Origin of the sequence: Campylobacter lari (genome assembly GCF_004357905.1) — a bacterium.
GTDB classification, from domain to species: Bacteria; Campylobacterota; Campylobacteria; order Campylobacterales; family Campylobacteraceae; genus Campylobacter_D; species Campylobacter_D lari_D.
The window spans coordinates 44,023-66,260 of the sequence record NZ_SMTT01000007.1 but is presented as its reverse complement, the minus strand read 5'-3'; the positions used below and the strand labels follow the sequence as shown (position 1 = coordinate 66,260).

Here is a 22,238-nt window from a genome sequence, read left to right as displayed (position 1 = left end):
ATGGCTATTACTTATATTGTTGGCAATCCTGGAAGTGGTAAAACTTATTTTGCGGTAAATAAGCTATATGAATATTTTGTTGAGCCTACTTTAAAGAATAAAAAAATATTAGGTTTTGAAATTAAAAGAAAAATTAAGACTTTTGATTATCTTTATTGCTATACTAATATAAATGGCTTAAAATTTGATATTAGCAATAAGCTTTTAAAGTTTGATTTTGATGTTTTTTATTTGTATCTATCAGAACTTTATAATTTATATTCTAATAGTGCTAATGATGATGAAATAAATATTAAAGCCAATGAATTGAAATTATTTAAATCAATGTTTATTATTGATGAGATACACAATGTTTTTAAAAATAAAGATGATAAAATTTTAATTTGGTGGTTAACATATCATCGTCATATACATCAAGAAATTATTTTAATCACTCAAGATTTAAGTTTAGTTTCTAATGAATATAAAAGAGTTGCTGAGTTTTTTTATAAAGCTTTAGATAGTGGTAAAAGAATAAGTAAAAATTCTTTTAGATACGCTCAATTTTCATCTTATAAAATGTATGGCAAAGATTTAGTTTTTAGATTTTCTTTAAAAGCTAATCAAGAAGTTTTTAATCTTTATCAGTCTGGGAAATCTAGCTCTAATAAATCTTTTTTTACTAAAATTTTTATTTTTGCTTTTATTTCTTTTTTTCTTTTAATTTTATTTTTCTATATTTTTTTAAATTATTTTAATACTAATTCAAATGATATACCTAAAATTAATTCTGATGAAAATAACTTAACTTTTAACTTTGATAATAATTCTTCATTTCCTTTATTTAAAACAAGTAATTATTTAAATGATTTTTCTGATAATGTTAAAGATTTTAATTCTACTTTTGTTTATAAGGTTAATTGTATTCAACTTGAATGTAATATTGTTGATAAGGATGATAATTCTTTTTTTAGTATTCCTAGAGATTATTTTGATGAAATTCTTAATTTTTACAATCCTGTTTTTATTCATAAAACAAAAATTTTTAAGGGATATTCTTATTTTTTAGTCTTTAAAATTGAAGTTTTTGATAATCTTAAGAAAGGTGTTAAAAAAAATGATAAATCTAATGAAAAAACAACTAGTTTTAATTCTTTTAAGTTTTAGTTTTTTATTTGGTCATACTTTTTCAAATAATATATTTGAATATGCTGAGTTAGCTTCCACTTATAATAATGTTGATATTTTGGTAAGTTCTAATATTAATCCTGATAAATATATTTTTTATACTAATAAAAATTTTCCTAATATTACTTTAGATGTTTTTGAAAGTGCTTTAAAGCTTCAAAATCTAAAGCTTGCTTTTACCGGATCTTTTTATTATGTGTATGAAAATAATTTTAAAGATAATAATTTAAGTTATTTAAAAAATAAAAATAATAATAAGAATTTAAGATATATAAGACTTAATAAAAATTCTTATGATGATATATCTTCTCTTTTAAATATTTATGATATTAATTCTACCTATATTTATCGTTCTAATTCTATTTCTTTTTTAAGTGATGATTTTATATATTCTAAGTTAAAAAGTGCTATTAATGATATTGATGGTTTTGATTTAAAACAATTAAAGTTTAAAATCACTATCTTAGAAACTAATCTTGATAATTTAAAAGATATGGGTTCTACCTTAAAAGCTCGTTTAAAAAATAATTCTATCAATAATTTTAATTTCTATGTTAATTTAATTACTATTCCTTATTCAACTGAAAATAATATTATTGAAGTTGATAAAAAGAGTTTTTATTCAACTCTTAGCTTTTTAGAAAATAAAGGTATTACCAAAATCGTTTCTAATCCTTTTTTGGTCGCTAGATCTAATTCTGAAGTGTTTTTTAGTTCTGTTCAAAATATTCCATTTTTAAAATCTACTACACAAGTTTCTAATACTGAAGTTGCTCAAAATTCAAGTTATGATTATAAAGATGTAGGATTACAAGTTAGGTTAAAACCTTTAATTATAGGTGATTTAGTTGATTTTGATTTACATTTAATTGTTGAAGATTTAATATCAAATAATAATCTAACTCCTATTACTTCTAAAAAAGAATTAAAATCATCTTATACACTTAAGCGGGGCGATTTATTGGTTTTAAGTGGAATTAATAAGCAAACTAATATTAATTATGAATCTGGTATTCCATTATTAAAAGATATTTGGCTTCTTGGTTATTTATTTAAGATAGAAAGAAATCAAGTTAGTAATACTGTCTTAACTCTCTCAATAGAAATATTATAAATTATATAAAGGTGTTGCAATGGAAAATAATTTATTTAATCAATCAATAAATTACAATCTAAAAAAAGATGGCATTATGAGCGACGCAGTCGCACATAATGACAGCTCTTGTCAATTTAATAAAAAACTCTTACCTTTAAGTTATGGACTAAGTTTAAAAGATTTAGAGCTGTGTAATTTAAAATTAGATAATCAAAGAAATTATCTTTCTAATAGATTTTATACTTCTTTTACCGGTGAAATAAAATCTTTTTTAGATTTGTCATATTCTGCTAATTTTGGTAAAAAATATTATGCTGAGCTTGTTAATCGTTGTAATGTTATTTCAAGCTTACAATTTGATTACGATCTAATGCCTGTTTTTTTGACTATTACTCTTAATGGTTGTTTTAGAAATGCTTTAAAAGGCGATTTTACTTCTTTTAAACCATTTGATAGAAAATATCTTGATTATTCTTTAAATTATAAAATAAATATTAATGAAGCTTTTACAATTAAAGATTTAATTAAACTATTAAATTATCAATGGAATTTATTTATTATGAGAATTCATAGAAAATATAAAGGTTTAAAAAAGCTTTATATCAGGTGCTTTGAACCGCATAAAAAGGACGGAGTTCCACATATTCACGCTTTAATTTATATTCCTAAATATGCGTTTAATTATACTTTTGAAATATATAAAAAAATATTCTATGCACCTCAAAACTTAAAACAAGGCAATAAACTTACAAAAGAACAAGTTTTAAATGGTGAAATTAATGGTTTTCAATGGTCTTTAAATAATCCTACCGGCTATGTTATGAAATATATTTATAAAACTTTTATTAATTTCAATGATAGACATGATTTAGATTTTTTAAGTGCGTGGTATGTTAAGCATAAAGTAAGAAGATTTTTAACTTCTAAAACTCCTGTTCCATTATGGATATATAGAAAAATTAATTTTTTTAAAAAAGATTTTTATAATTTATTTGATTTTATAAATAATGATGATTGTATCTGTGAATGGAGTTTTGATAAGCAATATTTTTGTTTTATGAATGATAAGGAAACTATAGAGTATGATAATTGTAAATTAATTTATAAATTTATGGGAAGAATTGTATATCAGTATGAAAAAGAAAAACATCCTAAATTATATAAAAGATATAAAAAAATATCATTCAAAAAAAGAGAAAATACAGGCATTCTCTCTGTAATGAGAAATAATAAACATCCATTAAGTGATTATGCACTTATGAAATTAATTCAAAGCGATGATTTTAAATATTGTGGTATTGATGGAAAAATTTTATATCATGTGAATTTAGCTATTGAACGCGGGCTTATTGATGCTAAAAAAATAAAAATAAATGATATTGATGATTTAGAAGATTATTTGATTGAAAAAGGTTATAAATATGTCTTTTAAATCATATTCTGAATTATTTTTGAAAATTTCTCAAAATAACTATAAAGTTTCAACACATTATAAAGTTAATGGTATTATTAAAAATCGTCTTTCTTATTTTTTTGAATATGATATAAGTGAAATTAAACCATCCATTATAAAAAACTGGATAAGCAATATTAATGATGTAAGTATTAAGTCAAAAAAGCATTATTTAGGTATTTTAAGTCAGATATTTGATTTAGCTTTAGACGATGAAATAATTTTAAAAAATCCAACAAAGAATATAAAACTTCCAAAACATCAAAAAAAACGCATTAAGCCATTTTCTAAAGATGAAGTTCTAAAAATTATTGATTTTAGTAAAAAATATAATGATAAATTTCAAATATTTTTAAAATTAGGTTTTTTTACTGGTATGAGAACTGGTGAGATTTTGGCATTAAAAATAAATGATATAGATTTTAAAGCTAAAACTATAAATATAAACTCTACTCGGTCGCGATTTGGAGAAAGCACTCCTAAAACTTTTTATAGCATTCGAAAAATACCTTTATTTAATGTTATTTATAGTGATTTATATGAGTATGTTCATAAATACAAAAATAATACTTATCTTTTGGAAACTCAGTATTCAGATCCTTATAAAGATGATTATGTTTTTAGTCGAAATTATTGGAAAATAATTTTAAAAGATTTAAATTTAGAATATAGACGACTTTATTCAATGCGTCATACATTTGCAACTAATGCACTTTTATCAAAGTCTTTAAGTCCTATTGAGTTAAGTAAAATCTTAGGTCATTCAAATTGTGAAATGGTTTATAAAGTTTATGTTTCTTATATAAATAATTTAGAAAAGAATATTGATTTTGATATAAATATTTATTAAAAATAATAGTTATAATAAATAATTATAATATTAAGTATTATTTTTTTATTTCTTTCATACCCTTTTATTATGGAAAAATAGTATTCAGATAGTGGCGGACAGAGAGGGATTTGAACCCTCGAGACCCGTTAAGATCTGCACCCTTAGCAGGGGTGTGGTTTCAGCCACTCACCCATCTGTCCGTATTAAAAGGGAAAGTATATCTTATTGTTTATAAGATATACCTTAAATTTATACACTGAAATAAGCTATGATTAAAGTTATAATAAAACCAGCACCTAAAACTGCTATTTGTTTACCTCTATCTTTGCGTATAGCTATAATAGTGATTAAAAGTCCTGAAATATAAAGTATTATCATAGCAAGTGCAAAAGCTAACCCAAGTACAGAAAAGTACCACATACCTTTATCTTTATGAAGCAAAATCATATTTCCAAGCAAGCTTCTATCTTTTGTTGTAATTTCATAGTCATTCTCATCTAATTTTATAATACTTGCTATATAATTTATAGTCCCAAGTTCTATGCCATCGCCTTTTTTGTTGAGTTTTGGTTCCAAAGATGAAGGAATTTTTAAGTTGTTTTTCTTTAAAAAATCAATTAAAAATTCAGCTTCAGCACCCTCTTGAATAATAGCTTGAACTTTGTAATTTTGAATTTTAGCTCCACTTTCTCCATCAAAACCAGCTATATAAGCAAAACCTGTGATTGCATATAAAAATGCAAGTGGTAAGAAAAATAAACTAATGTAAATGTGAATTTGTCTGAATAATTTGTTTTTATTCATTTTTACTCCTTTTTGAAAAATAATTAAAAGTATATTGATAGAAAATGAAGTGAAAGTAAAATTAATATTTTTTAAATTTACGAGCTAGGGTAAAAAAACTACGAACAATCCCATAAAGCACATATAAACTAGCAATAATCAATGCACTTTCTAAAAAATACAGATAAAGCATAGAAAATAAAATTACTAAAAGGATTAACACCTTCAAAACATTTGCTCTTTTTAGATCGATTTTCTTAAAACTTGGATACCTTATGTTGCTTACCATTAAAAAGGCTAGAAGCATTTGGATACATATTATTATTAAAGAAAAATCATGTAAAAAATCATAATATAAATAAGCACTTACCCATAAAGCACTTACAACTGCTGCTGTTGGTATAGGTAGACCTATAAAAACCGATGGTTCATAAGTTCCTGTTGTGACATTAAATCTTGCCAAGCGTATAGCGCCAAAAACTACAAATAAACCAGCTATTAATGAGCCAAAACGACCATATTCATAACCTATGCTCATATAAAAAAGCATAGCAGGTGCTACACCAAAGGCTATTAAATCAGCTAGTGAGTCAAACTCAACTCCAAATTTAGAAGTAGAGTTGGTAGCTCTTGCAACGCGTCCATCTAAACCATCGCAAATTAATGATAAAATGATATAAATTAATGCTTTATCAAAGTTTTGATTAATAGAAGCAATCACTGAAATAATACCTAAAAATATGGAAGCGGCTGTAAAAAGATTAGGTAAAATATAAATTAGTTTAAAATTCATGGATTTAAATACCCTATTAATGTACCAATGCGTACTTTATCATTTTCATTTACGCAAATTCTAGTGTCTTTTGGAAGTAATAAACTCACACTGCCATCAAACATAAAACCTATATTTTGTCCATGGTTTAAATGATGGCCAAAATCATCAATATGAGCTTTTCTATTTAATGCTCCAAAAATAACGCGTAATGCCCATTGTTTGCTCTTGGAATTAGCTAAAAATAACATTCTTTCACCCATTAAATTTGTATTTTTCATAAATGGACATAAAAAAAGTCCATGCCTTATTCTAGTTTCTTCTATATTCATATCAAGCGGAGCTATGATATTTCCTTGGGAAAAAATATTATTGATAATTTGCACTTCTATACACTCGCCAAGCTCTTTATATGAGCTTGTTTTGATACATTTGATTTTTCCTTCTATGGGAGCTATAATGGTGTTTGGATCTGCTATATAATCAATTTTTTTAGTTCTAAAAAGATAAATAAAAAATATAAAAATACACCATAAAAGCCAAGAAAATCCCCATATAAATTGAAATATTGCAAAAACTATAGCTAGAACTATAAGCAAACTCCAACCAGTTTTTGCAATAAAATTTGTTTTCATTAGTCTTCCTTAGTAGCTTCTTGCTCTTTTTCTTCTAGGCGTGTTGGAAGATTATTTTCTTCTTCATAGTTTTTAATAATCTCTCTTACTTTGGCACCATCAATAGTTTCTTCTTCATAGAGTGCTTGTACCATCACCTCTATAGCACCGCTATAGGTTTTTAAAATTTCTTTTACACCCGCATAGCGTTCATCCAATGTTTTCTTTACATACTCATCTAAATCTTGAGCCATTTTATCAGAATAATCTTTTACAGTTTGCCCACCACTTAAGAAAGTATTTCTTTGCTTTTCAAGTACCATTAAGCCAGCAATTTCACTCATACCATACATAGAAATCATAGCTTTGATAATATCAGTTGCACGCTCAAGGTCATTGCTTGCGCCTGTTGAAATTTCTTTAATGAAAATTTCTTCAGCCGCGCGTCCTCCTAAAAGCACATCAACTTCAGCTAAAAGTTCATGTTTTTGCATTAAAAATTTATTTTCTTCAGGGGTATTGAGTGTATATCCTAAAGCTGCTAAACCACGAGGAATAACAGAAACTTTACTTACTTTTTTAGCACCTTTTGTAGTTTCAGCTATTAAAGCATGGCCGCACTCATGATAAGTTACGATTTTTTTCTCTTTATCATTAATTCTGCGTGATTTTTTCTCAAGTCCTGCTATGGCTCTTTCTACTGCCTCTACCAAGTCTTTTTGTTCCACATGTTTTTTAGAATCTCTACCTGCAAGCAAAGCTGCTTCATTAATGATATTTGCCAAATCAGCACCCGCAAGACCTGCTGTTAATCTTGCAATATCTTCTACTTTTACTTCAGGTGAAATTTTAACATCTTTCATATGGACTTTTAAAATATCACATCTACCTTTAAAATCAGGCTTATCTACCAAAACTTGCCTATCAAAACGCCCCGGTCTAAGTAGTGCTGCATCAAGTACTTCAGGGCGATTTGTCGCTGCTAGAACAATTACTGGTGAGCTTTCGGTACCAAAACCATCCATTTCAGCTAGAAGTTGATTTAAAGTTTGCTCTCTTTCATCATTTCCGCCCATCATACCGCTTGCTGCACGTGATTTACCTATAGCATCGATTTCATCTATAAATACAATAGCTGGAGCTTCTTTTTTAGCATTTTCAAACAAATCTCTAACCCTGCTAGCACCAACACCAACAAACATTTCTATAAAAGATGAACCTGATACGCTAAAAAATGGCACATCAGCTTCGCCTGCTACTGCTTTTGCAAGCAAAGTTTTACCTGTACCTGGAGGGCCAACAAGCAAAAGTCCTTTTGGAATTTTTGCTCCAAGATTAATGTATCTTTCAGGATATTTTAGAAAATCAACAATTTCTTTAACTTCTTCTTTTGCTTCTTCAACACCTGCAACATCATTAAATTTAACCTTCGGTTTTTCTGAATTTACAAGTTTTTTAGAACTTCCTATACCAAGTATAGATCCACCCATATTTTTTTGCATACGAGAAGCTAAAAACATCCATATACCAAAGAAAATAAATACTGGCAAAACCCAAGAAAGTAAGATATCTATAAACCAATTGCTTTCATTAAAAGCACCATAGGAAACGCCTTTTGAGTCAAGCAAAGGAACAAAAGTAGCATCATTTGGAACTTTTTTGGTAATATATACCATATTTCCTGCTTTAGATACAGCTTTTATAGTAGTTTGACCTATATTAACTTGGGCAATTTGATTATTTTCAATTAAAGTTTTTAATTCAGAATAAGTAACTTTTTTAGTGTTTTCTCCGCCCATAATACCCATGCTACCATCATCTGAAAATCCTTTAAATAAAAGAATCATCACAATGGCAAAAATAGCAAAAATAAAAATGGGATTTTTGTTAAAAAAGTTATTATTGTTTTGATTATCTTTTAAATCATTTGGTTTTTTATTCATTATTGCAATTCCTTTTTATAAACTAAACTCAACCATTCTCCTTTGTGTTTGCATTCTAACAAAGTGAAATCTTTGAATTTATTTTTAATCCTTTCTTCATATTTATTTAATATACCAGATAAGATCAAAATTCCACCTTCTTTGGTTTTTTCTTTAAGATCTTTTTCTAGTATGATCAATATATCGGCAATGATATTTGCCACAACTATATCATATTTATGTAAGCTTTTATTAATAGAACCTACCCAAATATCATCAAAGCTAACTTGATTTAATTTCGCGTTTTCTTTACTTGCAACTATAGCTAATTCATCTGTATCGCAAGCTTGTACTTTGGCTCCAAGTTTTGCCATGATAATGCTTAAAATTCCACTTCCACAACCCACATCTAAGCAAAATTTGGAATTATCTGTATATTTTTGTAGAAATTCTATACAAGTATAAGTACTCTCATGATGTCCTGAGCCAAAAGCTAGAGCAGGATCTATAATGATATTAATTTTATCTTGTTTAGCTTCTTGCCAAGTGGTATGAATGTGGATATTATCGATCGTCAAAGCTTGTATACCTTTTTTATACTCTTCTATCCAATTTTTATTTTCTTTTTTTTCTAAGGTAGAGTGGAAATTAATATGAGTATTTAGTTTTTGACATAATTTTTGATGAAAATCATGCAAGGCTATTTTAATGAGTTCTATATCTTCTTCTGATCTTATATAAATACCATTGTTTTTTTCTTCTATAGCGTCTATCTCTAGAGAAAAGATAAGATCAAGGAATAAATCTAAATATTCCTTGTCTGTTTGAAAAAAAAGTTCGTAATAATGTGTTTGCATAAAAACTTATAATTAGCCTTCGTTTGTTCCTAAAACATCTTCAAGTTTTTCTTTTAACACTTGAGGAGTAAAAGGTTTTACAATATAGTTATTTACGCCTGCTTTTAAGGCGGTAATAACTTCTGCTTTACCACCTTCTGTAGTTACCATAATAATTGGCATATCAGCATATTTTTCTTCCGCTCTTACTTTTTTTACTAATTCCAAGCCATTCATTTCAGGCATATTCCAGTCAGTAATTAAAATTTTAATATCATCATTTTGTGAAAGTAAATCCCAAGCTTCAACCCCGTGTTCAGCTTCTAAAACATCCTTGTGGCCTAATCTTACAAGGGTATTTTTGATTATTCTTCTCATGGTAGAACTATCATCAACTACTAATAACTTCACTTTTTTTCCTTTATCTTGATGTAATTACATAAAACTGTAATTGTATCGTTTTTATTTTTATTAATCAATTAAAAGTTTATATTATATCATTTTAAAATAAAATTAGAATTTAATCACTCTCCGTTTTTATTGTGATTAAATTCAGGCACAATCTCCTTTAAAACTTTTGCAGGATCTGTGCTGTGGAGTAATTTTTCTATTTCTTGATTTAAAATTTTTAAATCTTTAAGATCACTAGTGGTAACAAATATACTTTCATATTGAGTTTTTAAATCATTTTCATGGATTAAAAGCTCTTCGTAAAGTTTTTCACCTTTTCTAAGCCCAGTGATTTTGATTTCTAACTTTTTATTAGAAAGTAAAAGCATTTTTTGAGCTAAGTCCATGATTTTAACAGGCTCACCCATATCAAGTACAAATAATTCTCCACCTTTAGCAATAGCCGCAGCTTGTAAAACAAGTTGCACAGCCTCATCTACTAACATAAAATAACGCACTATATCAGGATGAGTAAGAGTAAGTGGCTCATTAGCTGCAATTTGAGCTTTAAATTTAGGTATTACACTTCCACTTGACCCTAAAACATTACCAAAACGCACACAAGCTACTTCAAAATTTTCACAACTTGAACTTAATGTATAAAGTTCACAAATTCTTTTTGTGCAACCCATGATGTTAGTCGGTCTTACAGCCTTATCAGTGCTTATCATAACAAATTTAGCAACCTTATAAGCTTTTGCAAGATCGATTAAATTTTTAGTACCTATGATGTTATTTAAAATAGCTGAATGTGGATTTTGCTCACATAAAGGCACATGTTTGTAAGCTGCTGCATGTAAAATCAAATCTATGTTTTTTTCTTGTAAAAGTTTTTCTAATGCTTCTTTGTCTAATATACTCATCATAATAGGTTCGATTTTTTCTTTATGTAAGCTTAATTCCTCATTGATTTTATATAAATTATACTCACTATGATCAAGCATGATCAAGCGTTTTGCACCAAATTTAATGCATTGTTTGCAAAGCTCACTTCCTATAGTTCCACCAGCTCCACTAACTAAAACTACTTTATCTTTGATAAAATCAATCACGCAAGCATTATCCAAATCTTTTGGCTTACGCGCTAATAAATCTTCGATACTTATATCTCTTGCTTCATTTTGCGTAAAAGAAAAAAGCTTTATATCATTAATCCCATAAGCAATGAGTTCGTCAAAAAGCTTTTTTAATTCTTCTTGCTCAAGTTTTAAAGCAATGATAGCAGTATGAATTCCTTCAGCGGTATATTTTCTGATTGCTTCTTTTTCTTCAACTATAAATTTATCACAATAAGTACCTATTAAATTTTTACGCTCATCTACTACAGCTACAGGAAAAAGTCCTAAGCTCCCTTCTTTAGCTCCTTTTAATAAATGCAAAGCCTTTGAAGTGGCGCCAACTACTATACAAGGATGTTCTTCGTTGTATTTTGGCTTTCTAAAATCAACTATCATTCTTTTGCTTATACGCAAACTTCCAATTAGCATACAAGATAAAACAAAGTCTATTCCTATAACGCTTCTTGGAAAAGGATTGAAAAAATCATCGTAAAAATAATAAATTGCTAAAAATACAAGCTCAGCCAAAGCTAAAGCGATGACTAATTTACGCGCTTCATTAAGTGAGAAAAATCTCCAAGCAACTTGATAAATTTTAAAAAAAGCTAGAAAAATGATTTTAAGTAAAATCAAAATCACAGCACTTTTAAACATACCTTCATAAAATTCACTTGGGATGTCCGCACTAAAGCGTAAAGAAAAAGACAAATAAATACTTATAACAAAAAGTAAAATATCAGCGCCTAGAAAAAATCCTAAGCGTTTGCTTTTATAATCCATCTTAGTCCTTTAAGGTGTTTAAGATTAAAGTAGAAACTTCCTCTACATCAGCTTTGCTCATAGTAGTTGCACTTGGAAGGCAAATTCCATTACTAAAGAAAAACTCACTATTACCATTTAAGTAAGCATCGCAACCTTTGTAAAGTTCTTGCAAATGCATTGGCTTCCAAAGTGGACGGCTTTCGATTTTATTATCTTTTAAAACTTGTATGATTTTTAAAATTTTATCTTGAATTTGAACATTTTTATTTTCACATATACAATGTTTTTCATAAGTATTAAGTTTATTTAAATCAAAATCAAGTAAAGCAGTGCTTAACCAGCGATTTGACTTGGTATTTTCAAGCTCATCTAAAAAAGTAAAAGTTCCACTTAAAAATTCTTTATACCAGCTATAAATTTCACGCTTTTTACTCACTCTTTCTTCTAAAACTTCCATTTGAGCAGTACCGATTGCGCCTAAGATATTGCTCATTCTATAATTATAGCCATATTCTTTATGCTCATAATGAAGACAATTTTCTCTAGCTTGGGTACTATAAAATCTTGCTTTTTCAAGATTAGCATGATTTTCACTCACAAGCATGCCACCACCACCTGTTGTGATGATTTTATTACCATTAAAAGAATATACTCCAAAATCCCCAAAAGTACCTAAGGCTTTATTTTTGTAAAAACTTCCCAAAGCTTCAGCAGCATCTTCGATTAAAAAAATCTCATTTTCTTTACAAATTTGGACAATCTCATCCATTTTAGAAGCATTACCATAAAGGTGTGTTAAAATGAGAGCTTTTGGCTTTTTAGGACTTTCTTTGATAGCTTTTTTTAATAAATTTACATCTAAATTATAAGTTTCATCACAATCAATAAATACAGGCGTAGCATTCATGTAAGAAATAGGTGCTACTGAAGCAATAAAGGTAAAACTTGAAGCTAGAACTATATCGCCTTCTTTGATACCCAAAACTCTTAAAGCTAAATGAATAGCTGCAGTGGCTGCATTTAGAGCAAGTGCGTTGGAACTTTTTGTATAATCTTTAATACTTTGTTCTAAGGCATTAACAAACTCACCCAAAGGTGCTATATAATTACTTTCAAAAGCTTTGTGTATGTATTCTAATTCTTTTCCACTCATATGTGGTGCTGATAGAAAAAATCTCATTTTACCTCCTTTATTTTTTTAGCAGGAACTCCAGCATAAATGCCTTTAGAAGTTAAGTTTTTAACTACAACTGCTCCTGCTCCTAAAGTTATATCATCATTTAAACTTATACAAGGAATAACACTTGAATTAACTCCTAAAAAACAACGCTTTCCTATTTTTACATTTCCTGTTAGTTTAGCTCCAACGCTAATATGGCTAAACTCATCTACAAAACACTCATGCTCAATCACACAAGCAGTATTTAAAATCACACCTTTTGCAATACTAGCTTTAGCATTAACTACGACATTTGGCATGATTAAAATACCCTCATCATCTAAAAAAGCACTTGGGCTAATAATAGCACTTTTGTGTATCAAATTAACTAATCTAAATCCATCATCTTTTGCTTTTTTGAAAAGTTTTTCTCTAATAGAGTTTGCGCCAATAGCAATAAACATATCGTGTTTTTCTAAATTGGAGTGATATTTTAAGCCTTTATTATCATCTAAAAAGATGATTTTTTCATATCCTAAATTTCTAGCTACATCAGCACAGACTAAACCATGCCCACTAGAACCATATATATAAATACTTTTAGTTGTGTCCATTGAATTTATCCGTTGTAGCTACTCCTTCTTTATTAACCCCGCTTCTTTTTAAAACTTTAATAATGGTCATAAAAAAGATTTTAAGATCAAATAAAAAAGAGCAATTTTGCACATATTCTACATCATATTTAAATTTTTGCTCCCAAGAAATAGCATTGCGTCCATTAATCTGTGCCCAACCTGTAATGCCTGGTCTTACATCGTGGCGTTTTTTTTGCTCTTGATTGTATAAGGGCAAGTATTCTACAAGTAAAGGTCTTGGGCCTATGAAGCTCATATCGCCTTTTAATACATTAAAAAGCTGCGGTAATTCATCTAAACTCAAGCTTCTAACTAGCTTACCAAAAGGCTTTAAGCGTAATTCATCAGGAAGTAATTCTCCATTTTCATCGGTTTCATCACTCATAGTTTTAAATTTATAAATATAAAAAATTTTTTCATTTAATCCTGGTCTTGCTTGTTTAAAAAGCACACTTCCTTGAATGATTTTTAAAACAATACCTATAAGCACTATAAAGGGTAAAAAAATAATCAATAAAATCAAAGCCAAAAAAAAGTCAAAAACACGCTTTAAACCATTTTTATACATTTATAAAACCCCTATAAAAGTCAAGATATTTCAAAGCTATGATATTTTCATCATAATTTTGTGCTCTAAGAAAAGCATTTTGCGCTAAAGTATTTTTTAGTTTTTCATCTTCTAGTAAAACTGCGATTTTTTCAGCTAAATCCTTGCTATCTTTGCTTTTACAAATTAAACCGTCTATGGCATTATTCACTGCTTCAATGCAACCCTCAGCATCACTTACCACGCATGCTTTTTTACAAGCTTGTGCTTCTAAAACCGTTCTTGGATAGCCTTCTTTATAACTTGGTAAAACAAAAATATCGCATAAATTTAATAAATGTGCAATATCACTTCTTGCGCCAAGATAAAAAACATCATTTGAGTTTAAAAATTCTAATGGTGCACAAGATTTATTATCATCTCTTCCACCCACTAAAACAAAATTTGCCTTATCTTTTAAAATTTGGCTTGCTTCATAAAATTCTTTAATTCCTTTATGCCAAAGTGCTCTTGAAATCATTAAAACGATAGGTTTATCAGGCATATTGTGTTCTTTTAAAAAAGCTTGTTTTTCTTCTGTGCTAATTTTTAAAGGTAAAAATTGTTTTAAATTTAGCCCTACGGATTTTATGATTTTGATTTTTTCTTCTTTTAAGCCTAAATTTTTCATAAATAAAGCATTGCTTTCATTGACAAAAATAAAACCATTAGCAAGTTTAAAAGAAATTTTATAAAGTAAATTAATGCTCATTCTTACTAATTTGCTTTTAAAATCATCATCTATATAAAAACTTCCTAAGCCCTCAACTAAACCAAAAGTGTATTTAATGCCCGCCATTTTAGTTGCTATAATACCTGTTGTATTGCTTTTGTGAGCGCTTGTTTGTAAAAGATCTAAATTTAAACTTTTGAGTGTATTTTTTAAACTAAGTAGATTTTTAAAAACAATCAAAGGATTAACACTTGATCTAGCTAAATCATAAAAGCAAACCTTATAGCCTAGCTCTTGTAACTTAATAGCAAAATCATCTTTTGGAGTGATGATTATAACTTCATGATTATTTTTTTCTAAAGCTCTAATGAGTGCAAGACGAAAATAATACACACTCATTGCACTATGGGTTAAAATTCCTATTTTCATCTTTTTAGCCTATAAATTTTCGCTCTTGCATCATTAGTGACTTGCTCAAATAAATCTTGATCGTATTGATTTAATAAAAACATTTGTATGTAAGCACTATTATAAAGATTTTCATCTAAAATCACAAAGCTTTTATATTCTCTTAAAAAGAGTAAATAAATTTGAGCTTTTGAATCAATTTCATTGTAATAAAATTTGCCATTAGTGATGGATTCTATATCTATAAAAGCTTTTAAAGGTATAGTTGTACCTTCTAGTTTTAAAGCTCTAAAATCATTAATAATTTCTACTCCATTATCAAGCATAACAGAACCTGTTGTTTTATCTTGAGCTATGGCATTGGCTTGAGAGAAAAATAAACTTTTTTCTTGCTCTCCATTGTCAGGATTTGTATTTGCAAATTGTGCTACCACGGGCATGATACGCAACATTCTATAAGGCATGTAAATATATACATCTCTAGTTTTATTGGTATCAAATTTAAAATCTTTATCATTTAAACTTTCTAAAAAATCTTTAGCACTTGTTTGGTTATAATCTTTTACCATAGCTTTTAAAACATCAGGATAATTTTCTTTGAAAGATTTTTCAGTGTATTCTACGCTAAGTCTTGCCATATTAGCTGCTGGAATTTGTTCTTTGCTTAAGACAAAAGATGAGAAAAAATTATCTTTTCCTAGGTGTTTTCCACCATCGATTAAGGTTTTTACATCGCTATAATAGCGTATTGGATAACCATAATCCCACCAAGCAACGACATAATCTTCTCTTTGAGCTTTATTTTTTAAATCATTTAAAATACTAGCTTCATAAGAAGTAAAAACAGTAGAGGATTTATAATAATAAATATGCATTAGGGCAGGACTTATACTAAAAAATGCAATGAGTATGAGCAAGATATTTTTATTTTTCAGACTAAGTTTGATTTGTTTTTTTTCTAAAAAATTAAAAAAAGCATATAAAAAATACCCAAAACCCAAAGCCATCACAGGAACTGCATAAATGGTAAATCTAAGTCCAGCTCTTAAAGCCATAAAACCTAGTGCAAGCATAGGTAGAGCCAAAAGCATACTTTTGTGATCTTTGCAAAGTAAGATAAAACCTATAAAAGAAAGGATAAATACTAAAACACTAGAACTAATTCTTTGCATAAATACTTCAGGATCGATAGTATTTACTTCCATAATAGTTTCATTAACATTAAAATACATAAAGGCAGCATCTTTTAAATTTTGCACATCAGAAGCTTTGAAAACATAAAATTTAAGTTGATATAAAACAGGATCTAAACCACCACTTAAATGTAATATCAAAATGCTAATAAAAATCAAAGCCCAAATCATATAAAAATTAATTTTTTCTTCTTTAAAGGCAAAAATAGCAAATAACAATACAGTCAAAGCAAGTTTATATTGCCATGCTAGCATACTTAAAGCTATGATCATTAAAGCAATAGCTAGATAAAAAATCTTTTCTTTTCTATGAAATACTAAAGTATAAAGACCAAAAAGTCCTATCATGGCAAAATTTAAAGAATAACTTGATGGATACCACCACAAATAAATCATGATGAAAACCGGACTTAAAAGTAGGGTAAAAATGTCTTTATTAATAGTTAAGCGTATAAAGGTAAGCAAAATAAGCATTGGTAAAACTAACACTAGCATATCAGTATCATAATACCCGCTCATAGTGCGGTTATAATAACTATTTGCAATACTTCCAAGTAAGGCTGCTATAAAGCCATAGGTAGTGAGTTTATATTCTCTTGCGATTAATATAATAGGCACAACGATCAAAGAAGCAAAAAAAGTACTCATATATAAAATAATACTTTCAAAGCTAAAAGGTAAAATACTATAAAGCCAATAAGTTAAAGTAGAAAGTGAGCTTCCAAAATAAGATAAGTCATTAGGTTGGTGAAAACCTGCTATCATATCCCTTGCACCTTCTGCAAAAGCATAGCCATCATTAGTAGTAATCATAAGTTGATCATTAAAGAAAAACTCATAAAACTCACTTGCCCAAGCCACCCAGTATAACCTACACAAAACACTAAAAGCAAAGGCTATAAGGATTAAAATACAGGTATATTTTATAGAATTATTATCAGTGAAATTTTGTTGCAGTTTCATTTTATGCCTTGTTGAAAAATTCAAATAATTGCTTTGCTATGCTAATTTTATCAAATTCTTTTGCACGCAAAAAAGCCTTTTGTCTATATGAAGCTTTTAATGCTTCATCATTGCACATTTTTTCTAAGCCTTCTTGCATGGCTTTTTCATCATCTACTTTTACTAAAAGTCCAAACTCATCATCTAAAAATAGCTCCCTTGCGCCACTTTTATGATCAGTGCAAAGTACGGCAGTATTACAAGCTAGGCATTCGATTAAAACATTGGAAAAACCTTCAAAACTTGAAGCAAAAGCAAAAAAGTCACATTTGCTCATGTATTTATAAGGATTTTTATCAAAACCTAGTAAAAAGACTTTGTCTTTTAAATTTAAAGTTTCTATTAAAGCTAAAAGCTCATCTTTTAAAATGCCCTCGCCTAAAATGACTAATTTTAAATCAGTTTTAACTTTTGCATAAGCTCTTATAAGCATAGCATGATTTTTACCATGATCAAGCCTACCAACACTTAATATAAAAGGATCTTTAAAATCTATTTTTTCTTTAGATTTTTCTATAATGTTTTCTAAATCTATGGCATTGTATAAAATATCGCATTTTTTAGCCTCTATATTGAAATTTTGTATTAAATCTTCTTTGTTTCCTATAGAATTTGCTAAGATTAAATCTGCTTTGTTATAAAGTTTTTTAATAAGAAATTTATTGATAAAAGAATTTAGATTATTATGTTTATAAATTACACTTGGAGTGGTGCATTCATTGATAATAAGGGTTGATTTAAGTCCTAGGGATTTTGCCATTAACGCAATATAATTAGGTCTATTTAATAATACAAATTGCAAGTTGATTTTTAAATCTTCACAAAGTTTTTTGTATTTTATAGCTAGCAAGGGTAGTTTTAAAAATTTAGCTAAGTTACTTTCACTTGGACTTGATTTTTCAAGATAGTGGATATTAACTTCAGGAATATCATATGATATTTTGTCATTCATTAAAATTAAATGTATTTCATATTTTAAATTTAACATAGGTAATAGTGTAGATACAACCCTTTCAGCGCCACCACTTCCTAAAGAATAAATAAAAATTGCTAGTTTTTTCATTTTAAACCCTTACTTCTTTGATTAAATCAAGCCATTTTTGTGCTACATTGGCCACTTCATAATCTTTACATCGTTGCTGTGCATTAAGCGCTAGTGTTTTTCTTAAATTTTCATCTTGCATTAAAAGTGCGAGTTTTTCGCTTAAAGCTTTTTCATCATCTAAATCTACTAAAAATCCATCTTTTCCATCATCAATTAAATCTTTATGACCGCTTGTGTATTTAGTGCTAATGCGCGCTACTTGATAATATAAACTTTCAAGTAAAACTGTTGGCAAGCCTTCTATGAAAGAGCAAAGGCAGATTATTTTTGCTTTTTTATAAAGCTCTTGCATATTTTCAATTTTACCTAGAAAATTAACTTTGATATTTAAATTCTTGGCTTCTTGTTCTAAATCTTGTCTTAATTCTCCATCGCCTGCTATGAAAAAGTTGTATTGTTTTTGTAAATTTGTATCTAGCCTTGCTATGGCTTTTAAAAACATAGAAGCATTTTTATTATGATCAAGTCTGCCTACGAAAATGACATTATTTTCTTTTTCTAAATTTTCTTTAATAGGGCTAAAATGACAAGGATTTGGCATATTGATAACTTTTTTAACAAAGTTTTCATAGTAATTTTTATCATCATTACTTAGCACGGTTAAAGCATTTGCATGAGGAAAACTTATACGGCGTAAAAACTTCCAAATTTTAGATTTTAAATAAGTATAAGAGCTATGTTCGCTAATGATTAAAGGTGTATTTAAACCTTTGTTTGCCCAAATGCAAGCAATATTAGTTGTATCTAAAAATGAGATAAAAACATCGCTTTTGTGGTCTTTAAGTGCTTGTTTTAAGGCTTTGAATTTTTTAATACGCGAGGCTATTTTATTATAAAGAGTGGAAAAGTCAAACTGCTCTAGGGTAAAAAGTTTGATTTTTGGCTCAAGCTTGTAAAAAGAGTCTTCTTTGTGAAATTTAATAATATTTATTTCATGATTTTTGCAAAGTTCATTAGCTAAAGTGACTAATACTCTTTCAGCACCGCCTGAATTTAAAGTAGCTATGATGAAAGTGATTTTCATACTTGTTCCTTTAAATGCCCATGTTTTACTTCAAATACTCTATCACAACCTTGTATGGTTGAGAGCCTATGGGCTATGATGATGAGAGTTTTATCTTTTGAAATTTTATAGATTTCTTCCATGATTTTTGCTTCACTTTCTTGATCAAGAGCGCTAGTTGCTTCATCTAAAACTAAAATTTCAGGTTGTTGATAAAGCGCTCTTGCTATGGCTATTCTTTGTCTTTGGCCTCCACTTAAAAACGAACCTGAATCACCTACCTTAGTATGCACTCCATCTTCAAGTGAATTTACAAAGCTTTCAAGATTAGCTTGTTTGATCACTTTGTGTAAAAGCGCTTCATCTACTTCTTCTCCAAAGCTAATATTTTTAGCAATAGAATCATTAAAAAGATAAATTTGTTGAGGTATGTAGCCAATTTTACTTCTAAAACTTTTTATATTGCTCTCATCAAGCTTAATTCCATCTACAAAAATAGCTCCATCGCTTGGTTTTAAAAGTCCTATGATAAGATCAACTAAAGTACTTTTACCACTTCCACTTTTACCTATAAAAGCGATTTTTTCATTTTTATTAAGCTCAAAATTTAAATTTTTAAATAAGTTTTTCTTACCCTTATAAGCAAAGAAAAGATTTTTTAAAACGATTTTTTCTTTAAATTCAATACTTTCATCGCCTAGCTTTTCTTCTTTTTCATTGAGCATGTTATAAATAATATCTAAAGAGTTTTTATAATATGTAATTTCATTATAACTTGTGATGATACGATTAGCACTTGGCATAAGCCTATAAAGAGCCACCACAAAAATAGTAATAGTTGCTAAGATAGATGAAATATCACTTTCATATCTTAAAACTAAATACACTACGATAAAACAAAGCATACAAAAACCTATACCTTCAAGGTAAATTCTAGGAATGCTTGACATGCTTTCATTGCTAATGTTTGCTTTGGCAAAAAGCCCACTTTGAATTTCATAAAGTTTTTGTGTGCTTTGTTCTTTGGTTTTGAGTTTGATGATTTTAAGGTTGTTTAAATTTGCATTTAAAATTTCAAAATAATTTTTCATCGCCTCTTCTCTAGCTATGGAAGCTTTTTTTACCAAGGGTGAGAGGATTTTAATCAAAATAAAAGCATTTAAAAGTAAAAAAGCACTTAAAGCTAGGGTGATTTTATAGTTGATAATTAGCAATAAAGTATAAAGTAAAAACACCACAAAGCTTTCACTTAGCATAAGTAAAAAAGCACTAATTAAAGTGCTTAAATGAAATACTTCTTGTGTGATGGTTTTTAAAAGTTCTGATTGATTTTTATTAGTAAAATTCTCATATTCAAGATGTAAGTATTTATCAAAAATACGACAAGCAAGGCTGTGATAACGCCCTTTAGAAAAACGCGCAAGCAAATGAAAATAAAAGGCATTCAAAAAGGCTCTAAAAATATAAAAGGCGATTAATATACAGCCAAAATAAGCAATAATCTTATAACTTGGTAAATTTAAATACTCATATATAGGTTGAAAATAGGAACTTTTTTCTAAAAGCTCAAAATTACTCGCTACTGATACAAAGGGCATGATTAAAGAAATAGCAAAGCTTTCTATGAATCCTATAAAAATAGAAAAAATTAGCAAAGCAAATAAAAATTTCTTATCATGAGCATTGAGTATGAAAAAAAGTTTTTTTAACACTGTTTTTCCCACTCATAAGCACTTTTACAGATTAATTCTAAATCATCATATTTTGGTTTCCAATTAGTTAGAGTTTTGATTTTATCAGCATTTGAAATAAGCACAGAAGGATCCCCAGCTCTTTTTGGTGCAAGTTCTACTGTGAAATCTACTCCACTTACTTTTTTCATAGTTTCAATAACTTCTTTTACGCTAAAACCGTGTCCATATCCTACATTGAAAATATTACTTTCATTATTTTCTAGGTATTCTAAAGCAGCTAAATGTGCACTTGAAATATCATCAACATGGATAAAATCTCTAATACAAGTACCATCTTTAGTATTATAATCATCACCAAAAATATAAAGCTTTTCTCTTTTTCCTGTGGCTACTTCAGCAGCAACCTTGATAAGTAAAGTAGCTTTTGGATAGCGTTGACCTATAGGATAACTCATGCAAGCACCTGCTACATTGAAGTATCTTAAAATGCAATATTTAAATTCAGGATTAGCCATATTAGCATCTTGTAAGACTTTTTCACTCATTAGTTTGCTTTGTCCATAAGGATTAATCGGTGCTAATGGACTTTGCTCATCTACGATAGGAGTTTGTGGCTCTCCATAAGTAGCTGCGGTTGAAGAAAAAATGAATTTTTTCACACCTGTTTCTAAACAAGTTTGGATTAGATTACTTGTGTTTGCGGTATTGTTCATATAATATTTTAAAGGATTTTCCATACTTTCAGGAACTTCAATACTAGCTGCAAAATGCACAATTGCATCAAATTTTTCTTCTTTGAAAAGTTTTTTAATCCCAGCATAATCGCTTAAATCTTGCTCAAAAAACTTAAAAGGTCTGATTTTAGAAAGTTCATCCAAACTTTTTTTACTGCCTTTTGAAAGATTATCTAATACACAAATTTCATGATTTGTTTCTAAAAATTGTTTTAAAGTATGAGAGCCTATGTATCCTGCGCCACCGGTGATTAAAATTTTCATTTTTATCCTTTTTGTGATATTTAATAATAGTTATTTT

At 28.3% G+C, this 22,238-nt stretch carries 20 protein-coding genes and 1 tRNA gene; 4 read left to right on the top strand and 17 right to left on the bottom strand.

Translation table 11 applies throughout. The features are described from left to right. The 4 genes from E2O22_RS06360 to E2O22_RS06345 are packed head-to-tail and all read left to right on the top strand — an operon-like array spanning window position 1 to window position 4,566. Window positions 1-1,146, top strand: a complete 1,146-nt coding sequence (locus tag E2O22_RS06360) for a zonular occludens toxin domain-containing protein (protein WP_133319746.1) — start codon at window positions 1-3, stop codon at window positions 1,144-1,146. Continuing rightward, window positions 1,109-2,281, top strand: a complete 1,173-nt coding sequence (locus tag E2O22_RS06355; protein WP_133319787.1) for a type II secretion system protein GspD — start codon at window positions 1,109-1,111, stop codon at window positions 2,279-2,281. The genes E2O22_RS06360 and E2O22_RS06355 overlap by 38 nt, the downstream gene beginning before the upstream one ends. A 19-nt stretch (window positions 2,282-2,300) precedes the next feature. Next, a complete protein-coding gene (locus E2O22_RS06350; protein WP_165955276.1) occupies window positions 2,301-3,695 on the top strand; it encodes a rolling circle replication-associated protein in 1,395 nt (464 codons plus the stop codon). Beyond that, entirely contained in the window at window positions 3,685-4,566 is an 882-nt protein-coding gene (locus E2O22_RS06345) for a tyrosine-type recombinase/integrase (protein ID WP_133319745.1), read from the top strand. The genes E2O22_RS06350 and E2O22_RS06345 overlap by 11 nt, the downstream gene beginning before the upstream one ends. Before the next feature lie 92 nt (window positions 4,567-4,658). Here E2O22_RS06345 and E2O22_RS06340 read toward each other — a convergent pair. From E2O22_RS06340 to galE, 17 genes are all read right to left on the bottom strand, one after another. Continuing rightward, window positions 4,659-4,748 (bottom strand) — tRNA-Ser (locus E2O22_RS06340). A 49-nt stretch (window positions 4,749-4,797) separates the two neighbouring features. Further along, complete coding sequence (locus tag E2O22_RS06335) at window positions 4,798-5,352, bottom strand: hypothetical protein (protein ID WP_133319744.1); 555 nt, start codon at window positions 5,350-5,352, stop codon at window positions 4,798-4,800. A gap of 61 nt (window positions 5,353-5,413) precedes the next feature. Next, window positions 5,414-6,124 (bottom strand): CDP-diacylglycerol--serine O-phosphatidyltransferase, encoded by a 711-nt coding sequence (pssA, locus tag E2O22_RS06330; protein WP_133319743.1) that lies wholly within the window; start codon window positions 6,122-6,124, stop codon window positions 5,414-5,416. Further along, window positions 6,121-6,738: a phosphatidylserine decarboxylase gene (locus E2O22_RS06325; protein WP_133319742.1), complete on the bottom strand. Its 618-nt coding sequence runs from the start codon at window positions 6,736-6,738 to the stop codon at window positions 6,121-6,123. The genes pssA and E2O22_RS06325 overlap by 4 nt, the downstream gene beginning before the upstream one ends. Beyond that, window positions 6,738-8,660, bottom strand: coding sequence for an ATP-dependent zinc metalloprotease FtsH (gene ftsH / locus E2O22_RS06320; protein WP_133319741.1), 1,923 nt, complete (start codon window positions 8,658-8,660; stop codon window positions 6,738-6,740). The genes E2O22_RS06325 and ftsH overlap by 1 nt, the downstream gene beginning before the upstream one ends. Continuing rightward, a complete protein-coding gene (locus E2O22_RS06315) occupies window positions 8,660-9,496 on the bottom strand; it encodes a 50S ribosomal protein L11 methyltransferase (RefSeq protein ID WP_133319740.1) in 837 nt (278 codons plus the stop codon). Before E2O22_RS06315 ends, ftsH begins: the two co-directional genes overlap by 1 nt. 12 nt (window positions 9,497-9,508) lie before the next feature. Beyond that, complete coding sequence (locus E2O22_RS06310; protein WP_039619063.1) at window positions 9,509-9,886, bottom strand: chemotaxis response regulator CheY; 378 nt, start codon at window positions 9,884-9,886, stop codon at window positions 9,509-9,511. Window positions 9,887-9,999: 113 nt separating this feature from the next. Then, entirely contained in the window at window positions 10,000-11,763 is a 1,764-nt protein-coding gene (pglF, locus tag E2O22_RS06305) for a UDP-N-acetylglucosamine 4,6-dehydratase (configuration-retaining) (protein WP_133319739.1), read from the bottom strand. A gap of 1 nt (window position 11,764) precedes the next feature. After that, window positions 11,765-12,925, bottom strand: coding sequence for a UDP-N-acetylbacillosamine transaminase (gene pglE / locus E2O22_RS06300; protein WP_133319738.1), 1,161 nt, complete (start codon window positions 12,923-12,925; stop codon window positions 11,765-11,767). After that, window positions 12,922-13,518 carry a UDP-N-acetylbacillosamine N-acetyltransferase gene (gene pglD / locus E2O22_RS06295; protein WP_133319737.1) on the bottom strand — a complete coding sequence of 199 codons (597 nt, stop codon included), beginning with the start codon at window positions 13,516-13,518 and terminating at the stop codon, window positions 12,922-12,924. The genes pglE and pglD overlap by 4 nt, the downstream gene beginning before the upstream one ends. Then, the gene (gene pglC, locus E2O22_RS06290; protein ID WP_133319736.1) at window positions 13,505-14,107 is read right to left on the bottom strand and encodes an undecaprenyl phosphate N,N'-diacetylbacillosamine 1-phosphate transferase; all 603 of its coding nucleotides are present in this window, start codon (window positions 14,105-14,107) and stop codon (window positions 13,505-13,507) included. The genes pglD and pglC overlap by 14 nt, the downstream gene beginning before the upstream one ends. Next, a complete protein-coding gene (gene pglA, locus E2O22_RS06285) occupies window positions 14,100-15,227 on the bottom strand; it encodes a N,N'-diacetylbacillosaminyl-diphospho-undecaprenol alpha-1,3-N-acetylgalactosaminyltransferase (RefSeq protein WP_133319735.1) in 1,128 nt (375 codons plus the stop codon). Before pglA ends, pglC begins: the two co-directional genes overlap by 8 nt. Next, window positions 15,224-17,362, bottom strand: a complete 2,139-nt coding sequence (gene pglB, locus E2O22_RS06280; RefSeq protein WP_133319734.1) for an undecaprenyl-diphosphooligosaccharide--protein glycotransferase — start codon at window positions 17,360-17,362, stop codon at window positions 15,224-15,226. Before pglB ends, pglA begins: the two co-directional genes overlap by 4 nt. A 1-nt stretch (window position 17,363) precedes the next feature. Continuing rightward, window positions 17,364-18,464, bottom strand: a complete 1,101-nt coding sequence (gene pglJ, locus E2O22_RS06275) for an N-acetylgalactosamine-N,N'-diacetylbacillosaminyl-diphospho-undecaprenol 4-alpha-N-acetylgalactosaminyltransferase (RefSeq protein ID WP_133319733.1) — start codon at window positions 18,462-18,464, stop codon at window positions 17,364-17,366. A 1-nt stretch (window position 18,465) separates the two neighbouring features. Beyond that, the gene (pglH, locus tag E2O22_RS06270) at window positions 18,466-19,530 is read right to left on the bottom strand and encodes a GalNAc-alpha-(1->4)-GalNAc-alpha-(1->3)-diNAcBac-PP-undecaprenol alpha-1,4-N-acetyl-D-galactosaminyltransferase (RefSeq protein WP_133319732.1); all 1,065 of its coding nucleotides are present in this window, start codon (window positions 19,528-19,530) and stop codon (window positions 18,466-18,468) included. Beyond that, window positions 19,527-21,221: a BC-type lipopolysaccharide transporter PglK gene (gene pglK, locus E2O22_RS06265; RefSeq protein ID WP_133319731.1), complete on the bottom strand. Its 1,695-nt coding sequence runs from the start codon at window positions 21,219-21,221 to the stop codon at window positions 19,527-19,529. Before pglK ends, pglH begins: the two co-directional genes overlap by 4 nt. After that, window positions 21,215-22,201: a UDP-glucose 4-epimerase GalE gene (gene galE / locus E2O22_RS06260; RefSeq protein ID WP_039626879.1), complete on the bottom strand. Its 987-nt coding sequence runs from the start codon at window positions 22,199-22,201 to the stop codon at window positions 21,215-21,217. The genes pglK and galE overlap by 7 nt, the downstream gene beginning before the upstream one ends. Between the last annotated feature and the right edge of the window lie 37 nt (window positions 22,202-22,238).

Bases quoted from the DNA above. Each gene is read 5' to 3' on its own strand.
- galE (WP_039626879.1), bottom strand. From the start codon at position 22,201: ATGAAAATTTTAATCACCGGTGGCGCAGGATACATAGGCTCTCATACT.
- pglJ (WP_133319733.1), bottom strand. From the start codon at position 18,464: ATGAAAAAACTAGCAATTTTTATTTATTCTTTAGGAAGTGGTGGCGCT.
- pglE (WP_133319738.1), bottom strand. From the start codon at position 12,925: ATGAGATTTTTTCTATCAGCACCACATATGAGTGGAAAAGAATTAGAA.
- pglC (WP_133319736.1), bottom strand. From the start codon at position 14,107: ATGTATAAAAATGGTTTAAAGCGTGTTTTTGACTTTTTTTTGGCTTTG.
- E2O22_RS06345 (WP_133319745.1), top strand. From the start codon at position 3,685: ATGTCTTTTAAATCATATTCTGAATTATTTTTGAAAATTTCTCAAAAT.
- pglF (WP_133319739.1), bottom strand. From the start codon at position 11,763: ATGGATTATAAAAGCAAACGCTTAGGATTTTTTCTAGGCGCTGATATT.
- pssA (WP_133319743.1), bottom strand. From the start codon at position 6,124: ATGAATTTTAAACTAATTTATATTTTACCTAATCTTTTTACAGCCGCT.
- E2O22_RS06335 (WP_133319744.1), bottom strand. From the start codon at position 5,352: ATGAATAAAAACAAATTATTCAGACAAATTCACATTTACATTAGTTTA.
- E2O22_RS06360 (WP_133319746.1), top strand. From the start codon at position 1: ATGGCTATTACTTATATTGTTGGCAATCCTGGAAGTGGTAAAACTTAT.
- pglB (WP_133319734.1), bottom strand. From the start codon at position 17,362: ATGAAACTGCAACAAAATTTCACTGATAATAATTCTATAAAATATACC.
- E2O22_RS06350 (WP_165955276.1), top strand. From the start codon at position 2,301: ATGGAAAATAATTTATTTAATCAATCAATAAATTACAATCTAAAAAAA.
- pglA (WP_133319735.1), bottom strand. From the start codon at position 15,227: ATGAAAATAGGAATTTTAACCCATAGTGCAATGAGTGTGTATTATTTT.
- E2O22_RS06315 (WP_133319740.1), bottom strand. From the start codon at position 9,496: ATGCAAACACATTATTACGAACTTTTTTTTCAAACAGACAAGGAATAT.
- E2O22_RS06325 (WP_133319742.1), bottom strand. From the start codon at position 6,738: ATGAAAACAAATTTTATTGCAAAAACTGGTTGGAGTTTGCTTATAGTT.
- E2O22_RS06355 (WP_133319787.1), top strand. From the start codon at position 1,109: ATGAAAAAACAACTAGTTTTAATTCTTTTAAGTTTTAGTTTTTTATTT.
- pglD (WP_133319737.1), bottom strand. From the start codon at position 13,518: ATGGACACAACTAAAAGTATTTATATATATGGTTCTAGTGGGCATGGT.
- ftsH (WP_133319741.1), bottom strand. From the start codon at position 8,660: ATGAATAAAAAACCAAATGATTTAAAAGATAATCAAAACAATAATAAC.
- pglH (WP_133319732.1), bottom strand. From the start codon at position 19,530: ATGAAAATCACTTTCATCATAGCTACTTTAAATTCAGGCGGTGCTGAA.